Source organism: Streptomyces sp. NPDC090798, from assembly GCF_044768965.1.
Lineage (GTDB): Bacteria > Actinomycetota > Actinomycetes > Streptomycetales > Streptomycetaceae > Streptomyces.
This window is the reverse complement of record NZ_JBIVXA010000002.1, coordinates 476,858-495,218: the sequence shown is the minus strand read 5'-3', so window position 1 is coordinate 495,218 and position 18,361 is coordinate 476,858. Positions and strand designations below refer to the sequence as shown.

The 18,361-nt window shown below is 70.9% G+C and carries 17 protein-coding genes; 11 read left to right on the top strand and 6 right to left on the bottom strand.

The window, feature by feature from the left end:
• Nucleotides 1–16 precede the first annotated feature (16 nt).
• The 3 genes from ACIQTP_RS06470 to ACIQTP_RS06460 all read right to left on the bottom strand — a co-directional run bounded on the left by ACIQTP_RS06470 (nucleotide 17) and on the right by ACIQTP_RS06460 (nucleotide 3,795).
• Nucleotides 17–994, bottom strand: coding sequence for an acyl-ACP desaturase (locus tag ACIQTP_RS06470; protein ID WP_403396848.1), 978 nt, complete (start codon nucleotides 992–994; stop codon nucleotides 17–19).
• A gap of 220 nt (nucleotides 995–1,214) precedes the next feature.
• Nucleotides 1,215–1,991 (bottom strand): dimethylargininase, encoded by a 777-nt coding sequence (ddaH, locus tag ACIQTP_RS06465; RefSeq protein WP_403396846.1) that lies wholly within the window; start codon nucleotides 1,989–1,991, stop codon nucleotides 1,215–1,217.
• 169 nt (nucleotides 1,992–2,160) lie between these two features.
• Nucleotides 2,161–3,795, bottom strand: coding sequence for an ABC-F family ATP-binding cassette domain-containing protein (locus ACIQTP_RS06460; RefSeq protein WP_403396844.1), 1,635 nt, complete (start codon nucleotides 3,793–3,795; stop codon nucleotides 2,161–2,163).
• Nucleotides 3,796–4,096: 301 nt separating this feature from the next.
• Here ACIQTP_RS06460 and ACIQTP_RS06455 point away from each other — a divergent pair, with 301 nt between their 5' ends.
• Both ACIQTP_RS06455 and ACIQTP_RS06450 read left to right on the top strand, forming a co-directional pair.
• Nucleotides 4,097–4,777 (top strand): GPP34 family phosphoprotein, encoded by a 681-nt coding sequence (locus tag ACIQTP_RS06455; RefSeq protein ID WP_403396842.1) that lies wholly within the window; start codon nucleotides 4,097–4,099, stop codon nucleotides 4,775–4,777.
• A 137-nt stretch (nucleotides 4,778–4,914) separates the two neighbouring features.
• Entirely contained in the window at nucleotides 4,915–5,769 is an 855-nt protein-coding gene (locus ACIQTP_RS06450) for an isocitrate lyase/phosphoenolpyruvate mutase family protein (protein WP_403396840.1), read from the top strand.
• Between the two features lie 15 nt (nucleotides 5,770–5,784).
• Here the strand turns inward: ACIQTP_RS06450 and ACIQTP_RS06445 are convergent, their stop codons facing one another.
• On the bottom strand, nucleotides 5,785–6,201 hold the full coding sequence (locus ACIQTP_RS06445) for an SsgA family sporulation/cell division regulator (protein WP_384914978.1): 417 nt from the start codon (nucleotides 6,199–6,201) through the stop codon (nucleotides 5,785–5,787).
• Between the two features lie 258 nt (nucleotides 6,202–6,459).
• On the opposite strand from ACIQTP_RS06445, the gene ACIQTP_RS06440 reads away from it, so the two are divergent.
• The 4 genes from ACIQTP_RS06440 to mmpA all read left to right on the top strand — a co-directional run bounded on the left by ACIQTP_RS06440 (nucleotide 6,460) and on the right by mmpA (nucleotide 9,008).
• Nucleotides 6,460–7,551: a WD40/YVTN/BNR-like repeat-containing protein gene (locus ACIQTP_RS06440; protein WP_403396838.1), complete on the top strand. Its 1,092-nt coding sequence runs from the start codon at nucleotides 6,460–6,462 to the stop codon at nucleotides 7,549–7,551.
• An 86-nt stretch (nucleotides 7,552–7,637) separates the two neighbouring features.
• On the top strand, nucleotides 7,638–7,964 hold the full coding sequence (locus tag ACIQTP_RS06435; RefSeq protein ID WP_403396836.1) for a plasmid stabilization protein: 327 nt from the start codon (nucleotides 7,638–7,640) through the stop codon (nucleotides 7,962–7,964).
• 99 nt (nucleotides 7,965–8,063) lie between these two features.
• Nucleotides 8,064–8,786: an endonuclease V gene (locus tag ACIQTP_RS06430; RefSeq protein ID WP_403397285.1), complete on the top strand. Its 723-nt coding sequence runs from the start codon at nucleotides 8,064–8,066 to the stop codon at nucleotides 8,784–8,786.
• A gap of 75 nt (nucleotides 8,787–8,861) precedes the next feature.
• Nucleotides 8,862–9,008 carry a morphogenic membrane protein MmpA gene (gene mmpA, locus ACIQTP_RS06425; RefSeq protein ID WP_162489330.1) on the top strand — a complete coding sequence of 49 codons (147 nt, stop codon included), beginning with the start codon at nucleotides 8,862–8,864 and terminating at the stop codon, nucleotides 9,006–9,008.
• An 18-nt stretch (nucleotides 9,009–9,026) separates the two neighbouring features.
• On the opposite strand, the gene ACIQTP_RS06420 is transcribed toward mmpA, so the two are convergent.
• Complete coding sequence (locus ACIQTP_RS06420; RefSeq protein ID WP_403396834.1) at nucleotides 9,027–10,199, bottom strand: saccharopine dehydrogenase family protein; 1,173 nt, start codon at nucleotides 10,197–10,199, stop codon at nucleotides 9,027–9,029.
• 296 nt (nucleotides 10,200–10,495) lie between these two features.
• Here ACIQTP_RS06420 and ACIQTP_RS06415 point away from each other — a divergent pair, with 296 nt between their 5' ends.
• Genes ACIQTP_RS06415 through ACIQTP_RS06395 form a run of 5 tightly spaced genes read left to right on the top strand, consistent with a single transcriptional unit; the run spans nucleotide 10,496 to nucleotide 17,309 of the window.
• Nucleotides 10,496–11,662, top strand: coding sequence for a CaiB/BaiF CoA transferase family protein (locus ACIQTP_RS06415; protein ID WP_403396832.1), 1,167 nt, complete (start codon nucleotides 10,496–10,498; stop codon nucleotides 11,660–11,662).
• Nucleotides 11,662–12,693: an LLM class F420-dependent oxidoreductase gene (locus tag ACIQTP_RS06410; RefSeq protein ID WP_403396830.1), complete on the top strand. Its 1,032-nt coding sequence runs from the start codon at nucleotides 11,662–11,664 to the stop codon at nucleotides 12,691–12,693. The genes ACIQTP_RS06415 and ACIQTP_RS06410 overlap by 1 nt, the downstream gene beginning before the upstream one ends.
• Nucleotides 12,690–13,832 carry an acyl-CoA dehydrogenase family protein gene (locus tag ACIQTP_RS06405; RefSeq protein ID WP_403396828.1) on the top strand — a complete coding sequence of 381 codons (1,143 nt, stop codon included), beginning with the start codon at nucleotides 12,690–12,692 and terminating at the stop codon, nucleotides 13,830–13,832. Before ACIQTP_RS06410 ends, ACIQTP_RS06405 begins: the two co-directional genes overlap by 4 nt.
• 30 nt (nucleotides 13,833–13,862) lie before the next feature.
• Nucleotides 13,863–15,077, top strand: coding sequence for an acetyl-CoA C-acetyltransferase (locus ACIQTP_RS06400; RefSeq protein ID WP_403396826.1), 1,215 nt, complete (start codon nucleotides 13,863–13,865; stop codon nucleotides 15,075–15,077).
• A gap of 57 nt (nucleotides 15,078–15,134) precedes the next feature.
• The gene (locus tag ACIQTP_RS06395; protein WP_403396824.1) at nucleotides 15,135–17,309 is read left to right on the top strand and encodes a 3-hydroxyacyl-CoA dehydrogenase NAD-binding domain-containing protein; all 2,175 of its coding nucleotides are present in this window, start codon (nucleotides 15,135–15,137) and stop codon (nucleotides 17,307–17,309) included.
• A 51-nt stretch (nucleotides 17,310–17,360) separates the two neighbouring features.
• Here ACIQTP_RS06395 and ACIQTP_RS06390 read toward each other — a convergent pair whose 3' ends face one another.
• Nucleotides 17,361–18,131: a MerR family transcriptional regulator gene (locus ACIQTP_RS06390; RefSeq protein WP_403396822.1), complete on the bottom strand. Its 771-nt coding sequence runs from the start codon at nucleotides 18,129–18,131 to the stop codon at nucleotides 17,361–17,363.
• Between the last annotated feature and the right edge of the window lie 230 nt (nucleotides 18,132–18,361).

Sequence of the window (18,361 nt, the reverse complement as noted above, 5' to 3'; positions counted from 1 at the left end):
CTTCGACCGGAGAGGGTCAGCCGGCGGCGCGCGCGGCCATCCGCGCCTTGCGGGCCGCGAGCTTCTCGTCGAACTTCGAGGCCTCAGCGTCCAGGCCGCCCATGAAGAAGCCGAGCTCCTCCTGGGCCTGAAGGCCCTCGGGGCCGAAGCCGTCCATCTCCAGGACCTTGAGGTGGCGCAGCACCGGCTGCAGCACGTCGTCGTGGTGGATGCGCATGTTGTAGACCTCGCCGATGGCCATCTGCGCGGCGGCGCGCTCGAAGCCGGGCATGCCGTGTCCGGGCATCCGGAAGTTGACGATGACGTCGCGCACGGACTGCATGGTCAGGTCGGGGGCCAGCTCGAACGCGGCCTTGAGCAGGTTCCGGTAGAAGACCATGTGCAGGTTCTCGTCGGTCGCGATGCGCGCCAGCATGCGGTCGCAGACCGGGTCGCCCGACTGGTGACCGGTGTTGCGGTGCGAGACGCGGGTCGCGAGCTCCTGGAAGGCGACGTACGCGACCGTGTGCAGCATCGAGTGGCGGTTGTCCGACTCGAAGCCCTCGTTCATGTGCGCCATACGGAACATCTCGAGCTTGTCGGGGTCGACGGCGCGCGAGGCGAGCAGGTAGTCGCGCATCACGATGCCGTGTCGGCCCTCCTCCGCGGTCCAGCGGTGCACCCAGGTTCCCCAGGCGCCGTCACGGCCGAAGAGCGCGGCGATCTCGTGGTGGTAGCTCGGCAGGTTGTCCTCGGTGAGCAGGTTGACGACCAGGGCGATCCGGCCGATCTCCGTGACCTTGGACTGCTCCTTGCCCCAGGCCTCGCCGTCCTCGAAGAAGCCGGGAAAGTTCCGGGCGTCGCTGAACGGCACGTACTCGTGCGGCATCCAGTCCTTGGCCACCTTGAGATGGCGGTTGAGCTCGGTTTCGACCACTTCTTCCAGCGCGTAGAGCAGCCGAGCGTCGGTCCAGGCGGCGGACGGGCTGCCAAGGTGGGGAGAAGTGATCGTCACGGGTGCTCCAGGGGGACGTGAAAATACTGAGCGAGTTACTGAGCGAGTTACTGAGCGTGTTGCCGGGCATGCAGCCGAGCGAGTCGCCCGGCGGGTTACCGAGCGGAGACGAAACCTACGGCATCGTAGGCTACGTATCCGTAGGTTACGAAACCGTAGGTTAAGTTCGCTGTAAAGTGTGCCTGATCAGTGGGGGTCCCAGCGGGCGGAGCGGGCACATTCAGACGTACAGCTCCCGCAGTCGTACCGAGAGGCAGGTCACACAGCCCTCGAGCTTCTCGAACTCGCTGATGTCCACGAGAACCGGTTCGTGACCGAGGCCCGCGAACAGCTCCGCCGTCTTCGGGGCGCTCGCCGCCATCAGCAGCTTCCCGCCGCCGAGCAGTACGACATGCGCCCCGGACTCCTCCGGCACCGGCAGGAAGCGCGGGAACAGCGAGGGCGTGTCCACCAGGGGCTCATGGCCGATCACCGTCCCGTCGGGCAGCGCGGTGACCGCCGACTTCAGATGCAGCACCTTGCTCACAGGTACGGCAACGACCCGGGCCCCGAGCGGTTCGAGGGCCGCCCGCAGCTGCTGGACCCCGGCCGCGTTGGTGCGCCCGCCGCGGCCCACGTACACCGTGTCGCCGACCTTCAGGACGTCACCGCCGTCCAGGGTCCCCGGCTCCCAGATCCAGTTCACCGAGCAGCCCAGCCGGGCCACGGCCTCCTCGACCCCGGCGGTCTCGGCGCGCCGGGACTCGGCGCCGGGGCGGGAGATCAGCGCGACATTGCGGAAGACGACCACGGCGTCCTCGACGAACACCGAGTCGGGGCAGTCGTCGGCCGGGTCGACCTCGACGGTCTCCCAGCCGTGCGTGCGCAGCGCCTCGGCGTACGCCTCCCACTGCTCGACGGCCAGGTCGACGTCCACCTTCTCGCGCTCGATGTGCGTCACCAGTCCCTCGGCGAGAAGGGGACTGGGCCTGCGGATGAGTGCTTTCTGGCTGGGCACGTGCGGTCTCCGAATCGGCAGGGTGCATCGGCGCACATCATGCAGCGCCGTTCGCGCGCGCGACAGCCCCCGACTCGGCACCCCCGGGCCGGACGGCGGGCGCACCCGCGTCCGAACGCGACGCGGGGCGGTGCCCGAAAACGACGTTAGTCAGCCTCCGCGCCCGGCGCTATGTCGGATACCCGACAGCTTCCGCCGTGGTTTCTTTCAGTTCTCCTCCTTCCAGCAGCAGCCGGCGTGTGATTCCGATCGACTCCAGGAACGGCAGGTCATGGCTGGCGACGATCAGCGCGCCCTCGTAGGACTCCAGCGCCGTGGTGAGCTGGCGGACGCTCGCCAGGTCGAGGTTGTTGGTCGGCTCGTCGAGCATCAGGAGCTGCGGCGCGGGCTCGGCGAGCATCAGGGCCGCGAGCGCCGCCCGGAAGCGTTCGCCGCCGGAGAGCGTCGCCGCCCGCTGGTCGGCCTTCGCCCCTTTGAACAGGAAGCGGGCGAGCCGCGCCCGGATCCGGTTGTTGGTGGCGGCGGGCGCGAAACGGGCCACGTTCTCGGCCACGGTCAGCTCCCCGTCGAGCACATCGAGCCGCTGGGGCAGAAACCGCAGCGGCACATGGGCCCGCGCCTGGCCGGACACGGCCTCCAGCTCCCCCGCGATCGTGCGCAGCAGCGTCGTCTTGCCCGCGCCGTTGCGCCCGGTCAGCGCGACCCGCTCGGGCCCGCGCAGATCGAACACACCGCCCACCCGCGCGCCGTACCTCAGCTCCAGGTTCTCCAGCGTGAGGACGGTGCGGCCCGGCGGTACGGCCGTGTACGGCAGGTCGACACGGATCTCGTCGTCGTCCCGTACGGCCTCCACCGCGTCGTCGAGCCGATCCTTCGCCTCGGCGAGCTTCTGCTCGTGAATGATGCGGTGCTTGCCGGCCGACTCCTGGGCGGCCCGCTTGCGCGCACCCATGACGATCTTCGGCTCGCGCTTCTGCTCGAACATCTTCTGGCCGTAGCGCTTGCGACGGGCCAGCTTGACCTGCGCGTCGACCAGTTCGCGCTTCTGCTTCTTCAGATCGGCCTCGGCAACGCGCACCATGCGCTCCGCCACCTCCTGCTCGCCGGCGAGGACCTCCTCGTACGCGGAGAAGTTGCCCCCGTACCAGGTGACCTCGCCCGAGCGCAGATCGGCGATCTGGTCGACCAGGTCCAGCAGTTCGCGGTCGTGGCTGACCACGACCATGACCCCGGACCAGGCCTCGACGGCCGCGTACAGCCGTCGGCGCGCGTACAGGTCGAGGTTGTTGGTGGGCTCGTCCAGCAGCAGGATGTCCGGCCGGCGCAGCAGCAGCGCCGCCAGGCGCAGCAGTACCGACTCGCCGCCCGAGACCTCGCCGATGGTGCGGTCCAGCTCGACGTGCCCGAGTCCGAGTTCGCCGAGCATGGCGAGCGCCCGCTCCTCCACGTCCCAGTCGTCGCCGACGACGTCGAAGTGCTCCTCGGCCACGTCGCCCGCCTCGATGGCGTGCAGCGCGGCACGCGTGGCGGCGACGCCGAGCGCCTCGTCGACCCGCAGGGCGGTGTCGAGCGTGACGTTCTGCGGCAGGTAACCGACCTCGCCGGTGACACGGATCGTGCCGTCGGCCGGGGTCAGTTCGCCCGCGATCAGCTTCAACAGGGTTGACTTCCCTGATCCGTTGACGCCGACGAGCCCGGTCCTGCCGGGGCCGAAGGCGATCTGGAGGTCGTCGAAGACGGTGGTCCCGTCCGGCCAGGCGAAGGAGAGGGAGGTACAGGTGAGGGAGGTGGGGAAGGTAGACATGAGGGCCTCGCGATTACTGGGTGCGGTCAGGGGCACGCGTTCGGGACACCGCGAGGTGACGACGATCCAGTCAGGAGGGCGGAAGGAAGGCCCGTAAAACCGGAGGACGGCTCATACGCCGAGGTCGCACGCTGCGCACACGGGGCGACGAAAGCCCACGGTGTGACGCGGTGTCTCAGACCTCAGACGAGCAACGTCCTTCTCCAATCGACGGCAACAGGACCGCTGTACACGGTAGGAACCGCCCTGAACGCTGTCAACGCATTAACGTTGCCCCGACCTCGACCCCGAAGGAGACGCCGTGCCCAACGGCTCGCTGTCGCTGCCCGCCCGGCTCTATCTGCTGGCCTGGGACACCACGAGACTCAAGGTCACGGGGGCGAGCCACCTCCACCACCTGGTGCGTGCCGGCGCCCTCACGGAGCTCGCCCAGCGCGGACTGCTCGCCGACGTGGACGGCATCGCCACACCGGTCGACGCCGACGCCCATACGGGGGACCTCGTCCTCGACGGGCTCCTGGAACTGGTGGAGGAGTCCCGGCCCCGGAAGTGGAAGGCGTGGGTGACCCTGCGGGCGCGCGTCACCCTGGACGCGGTCCGCGCGCAGCTCGCCGCCGAGGGATACCTGCGGGCCGAGAAGAAACGGGTGCTCGGGCTCTTCCCGTCCGTGGAGTACGAGCTGGAGCGGGTGTCCGCGGTGGAGGCGCTGCGCGAGGAGGCACGGACCGTGTTGCAGGGGCCCGTGCCCGTCGAGGACGTCTCCGACCGTGACGCGGCCCTCGTCGCCCTCGCCGCCGCGGCCGAACTGCGCACGCTGGCGTCCGGCAAGGACCGCAAGCTGTACAAGCAGCGCATCGAGGAGCTGACCGACCGCAGCGGAGCGGCGGCCCCGGCACTGAAGAAGGTCATCCAGGAGGTGCGCACCGCGATCGTCGTGGCGGCCACGGCGGCATCGACCTCGGGCGCGGCAACGGGGGGCTGAGGAGCCACGGAAGGGGCGCGGGGAACAGCACGAGCACCCCCCGGCAACCCGCTCCCGGCCATGCTTTCCGCCCCCCCCCACACACCTGGCGCATTCCTGCCAGCCCCCACCCGGCCCCCGGTGATGGGATCGTCCCCATGACGAACCAGAACCCCACCCGCGAAACCGCCCTCGCCTTCCGCGCCCTGCACACCCCAGGCCGCCCACTCGTCCTCCCGAACGCCTGGAACACGGCGAGTGCGCGCCTGGTCGAGGAGGCGGGCGCCGCCGCCGTGGCGACGACCAGCGCGGGGCTCGCCTGGGACCTGGGAACGGCCGACGGGGACCGGCTGGACAGGGACCGGGCCCTCGGCGCGGTCGCACGCGTCGCCGCCGCGGTCCGGGTCCCGGTGAGCGCGGACATCGAGAGCGGCTACGCGAAGGACGCGGCGGGCGTCGGGGACACGATCCGCGCGGTGCTCGCGGCCGGCGCCGTGGGCGTCAACATCGAGGACGCGCTGTTCGACGGCGCGGGTGACGACGGCGGCGGCCGTGGCCCGCTGCGCCCGGTCGCCGAGCAGGCGGAACGTATCGCCGCGGCCCGTGCCGCAGCCGACGCGGCGGGAGTCCCGCTGTTCATCAACGCCCGCATCGACACGGTTCTGAGGGGCGCGGGAGGGGTCGAGGAGACCCTGGAGCGAGCCGCGGCCTTCCTCGCCGCCGGAGCCGACGGGATCTTCGTTCCCGGGGCCGTCGACCCGGGAACGGTGAAGTCGCTCGTGGCGGGTGTCGAGGGCCCGCTCAATGTGCTGGTCGGTCCCGGCGCACCGCCCGTCGCCGAGCTGGCCGCGCTCGGGGTCGCCCGGATCAGCGCGGGCTCGAGCATCGCGCAGGCCGCGCACGCCGTGGTCCGCCGTGCCGCGCGGGAGCTGCTGAGCGCGGGGACCTACGACTCGCTGACCGGTGGACTCGACTACGCCGAGCTCAACACCGTGCTGGGCGACGGTCGCTGAAGGCGGGGGCGCCGCTCAGCAGGTGCCCCGCATCAGCTCCTCCAGGTCGTGGTCCAGGTCGACCTGGAGATGCTCGAGTCCGACGGGTACGAGCTCGGTCGTGCGCTGGAGGAACTTCCGCACCTCACCCGAGCGCACATGCACCACGGCGGTGCCCTCGGGGGCGTGGAACTCCAGAACGGTGCGGTCGTAGCCGTACGGCCGCACCCGTACGTCGCCGTACCCCACGGAGTCCTCCATGCCGGACGTGAGCAGCTCGCGCGCGAACGTCCAGCAGACCTCCACGCCTTCCAGCGTGGCCGGGGCGGGGAAGGTCATACGGACGGCGAAGGGGTCACTCCGGTCGTAGTGGAGCGTTGCGGGAATGCTCGGCATCCGCGGGGCCGCGGCGACGAGGCGGGCCTCTACGGGCTGCTCGATGACGGTGGACAACGCCTTGCTCCCTTGTGACGGCTGGACGAACTGTGGGCGGATGAGGCCGGGCAATGTATGAGACGACGGAATGAGCCATTCAGTGCACCTGAAGCCCAAGTGACCTCTGTCACCGAGTTCATTCACCTCGGTGACGCGTAGTGATCCATTTCTCGTTCCGACATGCCCCCGATATCGGAGAGGACACCAACCGCGGCCCCCGGGTTCCCGCCGAGGGCATCTGGACGGCGCCGGGGGAGTGGACTAGCTTCGCCCGCCATGAGGGGCTTGGGGAAGTCGAGACGTACGAGTCGGGCGGTCACCACCGTGGGACTGTGCGCGGCGGCGTTCGCCGCCGCGCTGACGGCGGCGCCCGCGCAGGCACACGAGGCGGGGAAGGCGGCCCACTGGGCGCTCAAGGACAGCGGCAGCGACGTTCGCTTCCGCGGGCTGTCGGCCGTCAGCCGGGACACCGCCTGGGTGGCCGGCGCCAAGGGCACCGTCCTGCGGACCACCGACGGCGGCGCGAGCTGGCGGAACGTCTCGCCGCCCGGCGCCGCCGACCTGGAGTTCCGCGACATCGAGGCGTTCGACGCGCGGCGCGCGGTGGTCCTCGCCATCGGTGAGGGCGAGGCCTCCCGGGTCTTCAGGACCGACGACGGCGGCGCGACCTGGACCGAGTCCTTCCGCAACACCGACGCGAAGGCCTTCTACGACTGCCTGACCTTCTTCGACCGGCGCCACGGCCTCGTGATGAGCGACCCCGTGGACGGCAGGTTCCGCATCCTGTCCACCAGCGACGGCGGACGGTCCTGGAAGGTGCTGCCCGGCGACGGCATGCCCGCCGCGCAGGACGGCGAGGCGGGCTTCGCCGCCAGTGGACAGTGCCTCGTGAGCGCGGGATCGCACGATGCCTGGCTGGCCACCGGCGGGGGCGCACACGCGCGTGTGCTGCATTCCACCGACCGCGGACTGACCTGGAAGGCGGCCGAGACGCCGATCCCGGCGGGCGACCCGGCGCGTGGCGTCTTCGCCCTCGCCTTCCGGGACCGCGCCCACGGCCTCGCGGTCGGCGGCGACTACCGCGCCGACCAGGCATCTCCGCAGGCGGCCGCCGTCACCCCCGACGCCGGGCGCACCTGGACCCCCGCCGCCCAGCCGCCGTCCGCCTACCGCTCCGGTGTCGCCTGGCTCCCGCACAGTCGCACCTCCGCGCTCGCGGTCGGACCGACCGGCACCGACCTCACGACCGACGGCGGCCGTACCTGGCGCACCCTGGACACCGGCTCGTACGACACCGTGGACTGCACCCCCGACCTGGGCTGCTGGGCGTCCGGGGAGAAGGGCCGGGTGGCACGTCTGGAGCGCTGACTCGCCGCGTGCCCCGCGGCGAGTGGGGTACCCGTGTCGCCGACGCGCAAGCAAGCGATCGGCGACACGGAAGGAAGTGAGCCGCCATGCCCCGTGGCTCCAGCCCCAAGCGCGAACGCCAGTACGAGCACATCAAGGAGAGCGCTCTCGACCGGGGAGAGAACAAGGAGCGCGCCGAGGAGATCGCCGCGCGCACCGTGAACAAGGAGCGGGCCAGGTCCGGCGAGTCGAAGACCGCGAGCCGCACGTCCACCCAGGACATCTCCTCCGGCAGGCGCGGCGGCCTGCGCTCCCACCAGGGCGCTCAGGGACCCACGTACGACCAGCTGTACGCGGAGGCCAAGCGCCGTGACATCCACGGCCGTTCGGACATGAACAAGGAGCAGCTGAGGCGCGCGCTGGACGGCAAGTGACCGCCCTCGGGGCCTCCTCCGGCGCTGTGGGCTCAGAGCCTGTCCGGCGACCTGATCCGCCGAAGAGGCCCTAGGCTCGTCGGCACCATGAAGACCTCGTTGAACACCGTACCGATTCCCGCGGGTTGGCCCGCGACCGAGGAGCAGGCGCGCGCCGTGCAGGACGAACTGCGGGGGCGCGTGGTGCTCGACGAGCCCGGGCCGCCGCCCGGCACCGGCAGGGTGACGGGCGTCGACGTGGCGTACGACGACGAGCGGGACGTCGTCGTGGCCGCGGCCGTCGTGCTCGACGCGGCGACCCTCGCCGTCGTCGCCGAGGCCACCGCCGTCGGGCAGGTCTCCTTCCCCTACGTCCCTGGGCTGCTCGCCTTCCGCGAGATCCCGACCGTGCTGGCCGTGCTCGACGCGCTGCCGTGCGCGCCGGGTCTCGTGGTCTGTGACGGCTACGGGCTCGCCCACCCCCGCCGGTTCGGCCTCGCCAGCCACCTCGGCGTACTCACCGGGCTCCCCACGATCGGGGTGGCCAAGAACCCGTTCACCTTCTCCTACGAGGAGCCCGGCGCCCGGCGCGGCAGCGCCTCCCCGCTGCTCGCGGGCGAACCGACGGGCCCGGAGGAGGTCGGTCGCGCACTGCGCACCCAGGACGGCGTCAAGCCGGTCTTCGTCTCGGTCGGCCACCGGGTGAGCCTCGACAACGCCTGCGCGCACACCCTCGCGCTCGCCCCTGAGTACCGCCTCCCGGAGACCACCCGAAGCGCGGACTCCCTGTGCCGACGGACCCTGAAGGAGACGACTCCCTCGGGAGCCCCACCCGTTGACTGAGTACGTGCCCTGAGTACGCGTTCTGAGTACCTGTACGGATGTGGGGGCGCCGTCATGACCGGCAGGCTGTTGCGCATGACGACGCACCGTTCCCCGAAGCCCGCCACCGGCGCCACCCAGCCCGTCGAGCGCACCGTGATGGCCGCGCTGGTCCTCTCCGTGCTCGCCGGGGTCGGCTGGATCGGCGGGATGATCTACACGGTGCTGGGCTGGCCGCTCTAGGAGACCTTCCGGAGGGTCCTACCGGGACGCGGCCACCCGGAAGGTGATCCCCGCCCCGCGCAGCCGCTCGATGAGCGCGTCGCCCATCGCCACCGCCGTCGTGACCTGTCCGGCCGTTTCCGGCAGGTCGTCGAAGGCGAGCGACAGCGCGGACTCCGCGAACATCTTGGCGGTCTCGCCGTAGCCGGGGTCGCCGCCCGCGACCTCCGTGAACACGCGGCGCCCGCCGCCCTCGCCCACGAACCGCACCGAGAACCAGCTCTTCGCCCGCCGCGAGGCACTGGGCCCCTCGCCCGGCTTGATCCGGTCGGACAGCCAGCGTCGCGCCGGCGGCACCTGGGCCGCCGCGAACACCGCGCCGACGGCCGTGACCCCGCCCAGCGCGATCGGCAGCCGTTCGACGGCCGCGTAGTGCCGGTAGCGGAAGTCGGGCCCGTAGCGCTCCAGCACCCGCGCCGAACGCTGCACGATCTGGGCGTCGATGGTGGGCAGCGGCAGTGCCCATGCCCCGACCTCCTTGGCGAACCGCGGCGCGCTCAGCGGCGCGTGTGCCCGCCGCCCGACCAGCCGCGGTTCGTGCCGCCCGCGATCCCGTGCCGCGGCCAGGATGTGCCGCCCGCGCGCGAACTGGATGAGCGCGGAGGCGAACGTGCCGCCCGAGAACATCGCCTGTGCGCGGACGAAACCGTCCACCCGCAGCGGCACGTCCGCGGGCAACTGCCGCACCGTGAAGTAGGCGCCCAGGTCATGCGGAACGGAGTCGAAACCGCAGGCGTGCACCAGGCGTGCCCCGGTCTCCCGCGCGCGGGCGTCGTGCCGGACGTACATCAGGTCCACGAACTCGGGCTCGCCGGTGAGGTCCAGATAGTCGGTGCCCTCGTCGGCGCAGGCGGCGACCAGCTCCTCGCCGTGCAGGATGTACGGCCCGACGGTCGTCGCCACCACGCGTGCGCCGCGGGCGAGTTCGCGCAGTGACGCCGGATCGGCGACATCCGCCAAGAGCACGTCGGGGGCGTCGGACAGCCGCTCCCGCAGCCGCGCCAGCTTCTCCTCGTCGCGGCCCGCGATCGCCCAGCGCAGCCCCTGGGGCGCGTGCGCGGCGAGGTACTCCGCGGTGAGGGCCCCGACGAACCCGGTGGCTCCGAAGAGCACTATGTCGTACGTGCGAGCCGTCCCGTTCAGCCTGCTCATGACACCCCATCTGTCGTGCGCGAAGCGCCGTTGTCGGTGGCCGAGGCTAGCGTGAGGTACGAGCAGCCGAACGACGAGGTCGACATAGAGGTCGGAGGTGGCCGTGGCCGTGCAGGGGAACGCGCGTCGGCCGTGCGGTGGCATACGCCGCTGACGTGCCCTGTTTCATGACCTTTCGACATGATCCGCTACCCGGGATTTAACTAAGCGCTTGCTCGTTGGGGGCTTGCCCGAGATGGAACACGTTCTTAACATCTCTGATGTCACATCAGTGGTGTCACAGTGCTGGGGGCTCGATGGCAGTGGCAGGGACGCCGGCGTACGGCCCGCTGGCCGGAGTGCGCGTGGTGGAGTTGGCGGGCATCGGCCCCGGCCCTTTCGCCGCCATGCTCCTCGCCGACCTCGGCGCGGACGTCGTCCGCGTGGACCGGCCCGGCGGCACGGGGCTCGCCGTCAACCCCGAGTACGACATCACCAACCGCAACAAGCGGTCGGTCGTGATCGACCTGAAGGCCGAGGACGGCCCCGCCCGCGTCCTCGACCTGGTCGAGCGCGCGGACATCCTGGTCGAGGGCTACCGCCCCGGCGTCGCCGAGCGCCTCGGTATCGGCCCCGAGACGTGTCACGCCCGCAACCCCCGGCTCGTCTACGGCCGGATGACCGGCTGGGGCCAGCAGGGTCCGCTCGCCCCGCGTGCCGGGCACGACATCGCGTACATCGCCCTCACCGGCACCCTCGGCATGATCGGCGGGCCGGACGAGCCGCCCACGGTCCCCGCGAACCTCGTCGGCGACTACGCGGGCGGCTCGCTCTATCTCGTCGTCGGCGTCCTCGCCGCGCTCCACCACGCACGCGCCACCGGCGCCGGGCAGGTCGTGGACACGGCGATCGTCGACGGCGCCGCGCACCTCGCCTCGATGATCCACGGCATGCTCGCCGCGGGCGGCTGGCAGGACCGGCGCGGCGCCAACCTCCTGGACGGCGGCTGCCCGTACTACGGCACGTACGAGACGGCCGACGGGAAGTACATGGCGGTGGGCGCCCTGGAGCAGCAGTTCTACGCCGAGTTCGTGGAACTGCTCGGCATCGAGGAGCACGCCGACTCCCGCAAGGACCTGGCCCGCTGGGGCGAGCTGCGCGAGGCGGTCGCCGCCCGCTTCAGGACCCGCACCAGGGACGAGTGGACCGCGGTCTTCGAGGGCTCCGACGCCTGTGTGGCCCCCGTCCTGTCCCTGCGGGAGGCCCCGGCCCACCCCCACCTCGCCGCCCGCGGCACCTTCACCGACCACGGCGGCATCACCCAGCCCGCCCCCGCACCCCGCTTCTCCCTGACCCGCACCTCCGTCCGCACCGGCCCCGCCCTGCCGGGCGCCGACACCGCGGACGTGGCCCGCGACTGGGACGTACCACGGCTGACGCGGCACGACCTCGTGAAGGACGTCTCGACGAAGGACGGCGACTGATGGAGCTCTCCCTCCCGCTCGACTACGCGGGCGACCCCCGGCAGGCCGCCGACGAGGTCGCCGCCCTGGAGTCCGCGGGCCTGGACGCCGTCTGGGTCGCGGAGGCCTACGGCTTCGACGCGCCCACGATCATGGGCTATCTGGCCGCCCGCACCGAGCGCGTGAAGATCGGCGCCGGGATCCTCAACGTGTACTCGCGCACCCCGGCGCTCCTCGCGCAGACCGCCGCCGGACTCGACGCGATCTCGGGCGGTCGCGCCATCCTGGGGTTCGGCGCCTCGGGCCCGCAGGTCGTCGAGGGCTGGCACGGGAAGGCGTACGACAAACCGCTGGGCCGCACCCGCGAGGCCATCGAGCTGACCCGCCGCATCCTGCGCCGCGAGGTCATCGACCACCACGGCATCACCGACATGCCCCGCCCCGGCGGCCTGGGCAAGCCCCTGAAGCTCCTCACCAAGCCGGTGCGCCCCGACGTCCCGCTGTACGTGGCCTCCCTGGGCCCCGCCAACGTCCGGATGACCGCCGAACTCGCCGACGGCTGGCTGCCCACCCTCTTCATCCCGGAGAAGGCCCACCAGGTGTGGGGCGCCCCCCTCGCGGAGGGCGCCGCACTGCGGGACCCGTCGCTCGGCCCCCTGCGGACCGTCGCGGGCGGCCTGCTCGCCATCGGCGAGGACGCGGCCGCCGTACGCGAGCTCGCGCGACCCAAAATCGCCCTCTACGTAGGCGGCATGGGCGCCCCCGGCAAGAACTTCTACAACGACCTCGCGGTGGCCTACGGCTACGAGAAGGAGGCCCGGCTCATCCAGGAGCTGTACCTCTCCGGTCGGAAGAAGGAGGCCGAGGCCGCCGTACCGGCCGAGTTCTGCGAGCTGATCTCGCTCTGCGGGCCGGAGAGCTATGTACGTGAGCGTGTCGAGGTCTTCCGGGAGGCCGGGGTCGACATGCTCAACATCACTCCCGTGGGGCCGGAGCCGGCCCGGCTGGTCGAGACCGTCAAGAGCTGGCTCCAGGAGGGCGACCGCGCATGAAGCGGCAGATTTTCGGCGCCGAGCACGACGCGTTCCGGGAGACCGTGCGCTCCTTCCTCGCCAAGGAGGTGACGCCGTACTACGAACAGTGGGAGAAGGACGGCATCGTCTCGCGCGAGGCCTGGCGCGCCGCCGGGAAACAGGGGCTGCTCGGCCTCGCCGTACCGGAGGAGTACGGGGGCGGCGGCAATGCCGACTTCCGTTACAGCGCCGTACTCGCCGAGGAGTTCACGCGCGCGGGTGCCTCGGGTCTCGCCCTCGGGCTGCACAACGACATCATCGGGCCGTATCTGACGGACCTGGCCACCGAGGAGCAGAAGCGGCGCTGGCTGCCCGGGTTCTGCGACGGTTCGCTCATCACGGCGATCGCGATGACCGAGCCCGGCGCCGGATCCGACCTCCAGGGCATCAGGACGCACGCCGAGGACCAGGGCGACCACTGGCTGCTCAACGGCTCCAAGACCTTCATCTCGAACGGGATCCTCGCCGACCTGGTGATCGTCGTCGCGAAGACGACCCCGGAAGGCGGTGCTCACGGTCTGTCTCTGCTCGTCGTCGAGCGTGGCATGGCAGGCTTCGAGCGTGGCCGCAATCTCGACAAGATCGGGCAGAAGGCGCAGGACACGGCCGAGCTGTTCTTCCACGACGTACGCGTCCCCAAGGAGAACCTGCTCGGGGAACTCAACGGCGCCTTCGTGCATCTCATGACGAACCTCGCGCAGGAACGCATGGGCATCGCCGTCGCCGGGATCGCGGCGGCCGAGTACCTGCTGGAGATCACCACCCAGTACGTCAAGGAGCGCGAGGCCTTCGGACGGCAGCTGTCCAAGCTCCAGCACATCCGCTTCGAGATAGCCGAGATGGCGACCGAGTGCGCCGTCACCCGTGCGTTCCTCGACCGCTGCGTCGTCGACCACACGAACGGGGAACTCGACGCCGTGCACGCCTCGATGGCCAAGTGGTGGGCCACCGAACTGCAGAAACGCGTCGCGGACCGCTGCCTCCAGCTGCACGGCGGCTACGGCTACATGACGGAGTACCGCGTCGCCAGGGCCTTCACCGACGGCCGCATCCAGACCATCTACGGCGGGACCACAGAGATCATGAAGGAGATCATCGGCCGCTCCCTGCTCGGCTGACCCTCCGAACCCTCCCCGAAAGGCTTATCAGTGAGCACCGAAGCGTACGTGTACGACGCGATCCGCACCCCGCGCGGGCGCGGCAAGGCGAACGGCGCCCTGCACGGCACCAAGCCCATCGACCTGGTCGTCGGCCTCATCCACGAGATCCAGCGCCGCCTGCCGGGCCTGGACCCGGCCGCGATCGACGACATCGTGCTCGGTGTCGTGGGCCCGGTCGGCGACCAGGGCTCCGACATCGCGCGGATCGCCGCGATCGCCGCCGGACTGCCGGACACGGTCGCCGGCGTCCAGGAGAACCGCTTCTGCGCCTCGGGCCTGGAAGCCGTCAACCTGGCCGCGATGAAGGTCCGCTCCGGCTGGGAGGACCTGGTGCTCGCGGGCGGCGTCGAGTCGATGTCCCGCGTGCCCATGGCCTCGGACGGCGGCGCCTGGTTCGCCGACCCGATGACCAACCTCGCCACCAACTTCGTGCCGCAGGGCATCGGCGCCGACCTCATCGCCACCATCGAGGGCTTCTCACGGCGGGACGTCGACGAGTACGCGGCCCTCTCCCAGGAGCGCGCGGCCGCCGCCTGGAAGGACGGCCGCTTCGACCGGTCCGTCGTCCCCGTGAAGGACCGCAGCGGGCTCGTCGTCCTCGACCACGACGAGCACATGCGCCCCGGCACCACCGCCGACTCGCTCGGCAAGCTGAAGCCCTCGTTCGCGGACATCGGCGAACTGGGCGGTTTCGACGCCGTGGCGCTGCAGAAGTACCACTGGGTCGAGGAGATCGACCACGTCCACCACGCGGGCAACTCCTCCGGCATCGTCGACGGCGCCTCCCTGGTCGCCATCGGCTCCAAGGAAGTCGGCGAGCGCCACGGCCTGACCCCCCGCGCGCGGATCGTCGCCGCGGCCGTCTCCGGCTCCGAGCCCACCATCATGCTCACCGGCCCCGCGCCCGCGACCCGCAAGGCGCTCGCCAAGGCCGGGCTGACCATCGACGACATCGACCTCGTCGAGATCAACGAGGCCTTCGCCGCGGTCGTCCTGCGCTTCGTGAAGGACATGGGCCTGTCCCTCGACAAGGTCAACGTCAACGGCGGCGCGATCGCGCTCGGCCACCCGCTCGGCGCCACCGGCGCGATGATCCTCGGCAGCCTCGTCGACGAACTGGAACGCCAGGACAAGCGCTACGGCCTCGCCACGCTGTGCGTGGGCGGCGGCATGGGCATCGCGACCATCGTCGAGCGTCTGTAACCCCCGGCGGACCCCCAGACTTCCACGGCTTAAACGGCTTCTACGGAGACCCTCCTCATGACCGAGAGCACCACCATCCGCTGGGAACAGGACGAGACCGGTGTCGTCACCCTCGTCCTCGACGACCCCAACCAGTCCGCCAACACCATGAACCAGGCCTTCAAGGACTCGATCGCGGCGATCGCCGAACGCGCCGAGGCCGAGAAGGACTCCATCCGGGGCATCATCTACACCTCCGCCAAGAAGACCTTCTTCGCGGGCGGCGACCTGAAGGACATGATCAAGGCAGGCCCGGAGAACGCCCAGGAGGCCTTCGACACGGGCACGGCCATCAAGTCCTCCCTGCGCCGCATCGAGACCCTGGGCAAGCCGGTCGTCGCCGCCATCAACGGCGCGGCCCTCGGCGGCGGCTACGAGATCGCCCTCGCCTCCCACCACCGCGTCGCCCTCGACGCCCCCGGCTCCAAGATCGGCCTGCCCGAGGTCACCCTCGGTCTGCTGCCCGCGGGCGGCGGCGTCACCCGCACCGTCCGCCTCATGGGCATCACCGACGCCCTGCTGAAGGTGCTCCTCCAGGGCACCCAGTACTCCCCGCAGCGGGCCCTGGAGAACGGGCTTGTCCACGAAGTGGCGGCCACCTCCGAGGAGATGCTCGACAAGGCGCGCGCCTTCATCGACGCCAACCCCGAGTCGCAGCAGCCCTGGGACAAGCCCGGCTACAGGATCCCGGGCGGCACGCCGTCGAACCCGAAGTTCGCCGCCAACCTGCCCGCCTTCCCGGCCAACCTGAGGAAGCAGCTGAACGGCGCCCCCTATCCGGCCCCGCGCAACATCATGGCGGCCGCCGTCGAGGGCTCCCAGGTGGACTTCGAGACCGCGCTGGTCATCGAGGCGCGCTACTTCACCGAGCTGGTCACCGGGCAGACCTCGAAGAACATGATCCAGGCGTTCTTCTTCGACCTCCAGGCGGTCAACTCCGGCGCCAACCGCCCCCAGGGCATCGAGCCGCGCCAGGTCCGCAAGGTCGCCGTCCTCGGTGCCGGGATGATGGGCGCCGGCATCGCCTACTCCTGCGCCCGCGCGGGCATCGACGTCGTCCTGAAGGACGTGTCGGCGGAGGCGGCGGCCAAGGGCAAGGCCTACTCCGAGAAGCTCTGCGCGAAGGCCGTCTCCCGGGGCCGTACGACCCAGGAGAAGGCCGACGAGCTGCTCGCCCGCATCACGCCCACCGCCGACCCGAACGACCTGGCCGGCTGCGACGCCGTGATCGAGGCCGTCTTCGAGGACACGGCCCTCAAGCACAAGGTGTTCCAGGAGATCCAGAACGTCGTCGAGCCCGACGCGCTGCTGTGCTCCAACACCTCGACGCTGCCGATCACCGTGCTCGCCGAGGGCGTGGAGCGGCAGGAGGACTTCATCGGACTGCACTTCTTCTCGCCCGTCGACAAGATGCCGCTCGTCGAGATCATCAAGGGCGATCGGAGTGGCGACGAGGCACTGGCGCGCGCCTTCGACCTCGTACGGCAGATCAAGAAGACCCCGATCGTCGTCAACGACTCGCGCGGCTTCTTCACCTCCCGCGTCATCGGCCACTTCATCAACGAGGGCGTCGCGATGGTCGGCGAGGGCATCGAGCCCGCCTCCGTCGAGCAGGCGGCGGCCCAGGCGGGCTACCCGGCCAAGGTCCTCTCCCTGATGGACGAGCTGACGCTCACCCTGCCGCGCAAGATCCGCAAGGAGTCCAAGCAGGCCGTCGAGGAGGCGGGCGGCACCTGGCAGACGCACCCGGCGGAGGCGGTCATCGACCGCATGGTCGACGAGTTCGGCCGCACCGGGCGCAGCGGTGGCGCGGGCTTCTACGAGTACGGCGCGGACGGCAAGCGCGGCAAGCTCTGGCCCGGCCTGCGCGAGCACTACACCAAGCCCGGCCACGAGATCCCGTTCAAGGACATGCAGGAGCGCATGCTCTTCTCCGAGGCGCTGGACACCGTCCGGCTTCTGGAGGAGGGCGTGCTGACGTCCGTCGCCGACGCCAACATCGGGTCCATCTTCGGGATCGGCTTCCCGGGCTGGACCGGCGGCGTGCTCCAGTACATCAACGGTTATGACGGAGGTCCGTCCGGATTCGTGGCACGCGCGCGTGAACTCGCCGAGCGCTACGGGGAGCGGTTCACGCCGCCCGCGCTGCTCGTCGAGAAGGCGGAGAACGGCGAGAAGTTCAGCGACAACTGACGTATCGCCGAGCAGGAGGCGCGCGGGTGTGGCTCAGGAGTCCCCAGTGGCTCAGGACTCCTTGAGCCACTCCCGCAGCTCCGCCTTCAGGGAGCGCTGGAACGTGGTCAGCAGCGCCTGCACCACCAGCGGCTGCATGTGGGCCGACAGGGACTTCACCGCCGCCACCGACTCGTGCTCGCCCACCGCCTCGCGCAGCAACGCGGACAGCTCGCGTGCCGCCGCGCGGGAGTGCTCCAGCAGGACGCCGCGCGCGGCGAGGATCGACTCGTGCGCGAGCGGTACGTCGAGGAGCTGGACGCCGAGCGCCAGCAGCGCCGGATCCACGCGGAAGGATCCCGAGGAGGCCAAGGAGTCCGGGGAGGTCAAGGAGTCCGGGGAGCCCAAGGGGTCCGAGGTGCCGGAGGTGCCCTCGGCCCGCTCGATGATGTTCATCGCGACGAGCCGCTCCAGGTCCTCCTCGCCCAGGGGGCGGCCGGCCCGCCGTTCCAGTTCCTCGCGTGTCACGTCCTCCGCCGCGTCCGGCGCCCAGGAGGCGACCACGGCGCGGTGAAGGGCGAGATCCTGGGCGCTCAGGTCGGCCGGCAGCCGCTGAAGATGGCGCTCGATCGCGGCGAGCGTCATGCCCTGGCGCTGCAGCTCCTCGATGAGCGCGAGCCGGGCCAGATGCTCCTGGCTGTAGTGCCCCACCCGGCGGGGTCCGATCACGGGCGGCGGGAGCAGCCCCTTGGAACTGTAGAAGCGGACCGTACGGACCGTGACGCCCGCGCGTGCGGCCAGCTCGTCGACCGTGAGTGTCGGCTCCTCGGTGTCCGTCGTCATGGCAGGTCCTCGCCTCTTCGATGGTGCAGCGATCAGGTGCAACAGTATTGCTGTCTCACCGGTCCTGTGAAAGCGCTGTCGACGAGCTCTGCACCCTTTGATCACCATGTGAGATGTTCCGCGGTGTGAGGTGTGCCATCGCATCCGGGGGATCCCTGGGGGAAGGTGGTTCCTTGGTCTGCGCCGCGTCAGGGGTGGTGCGGGCCGAGGAACATCCGGAAACCCGCGTA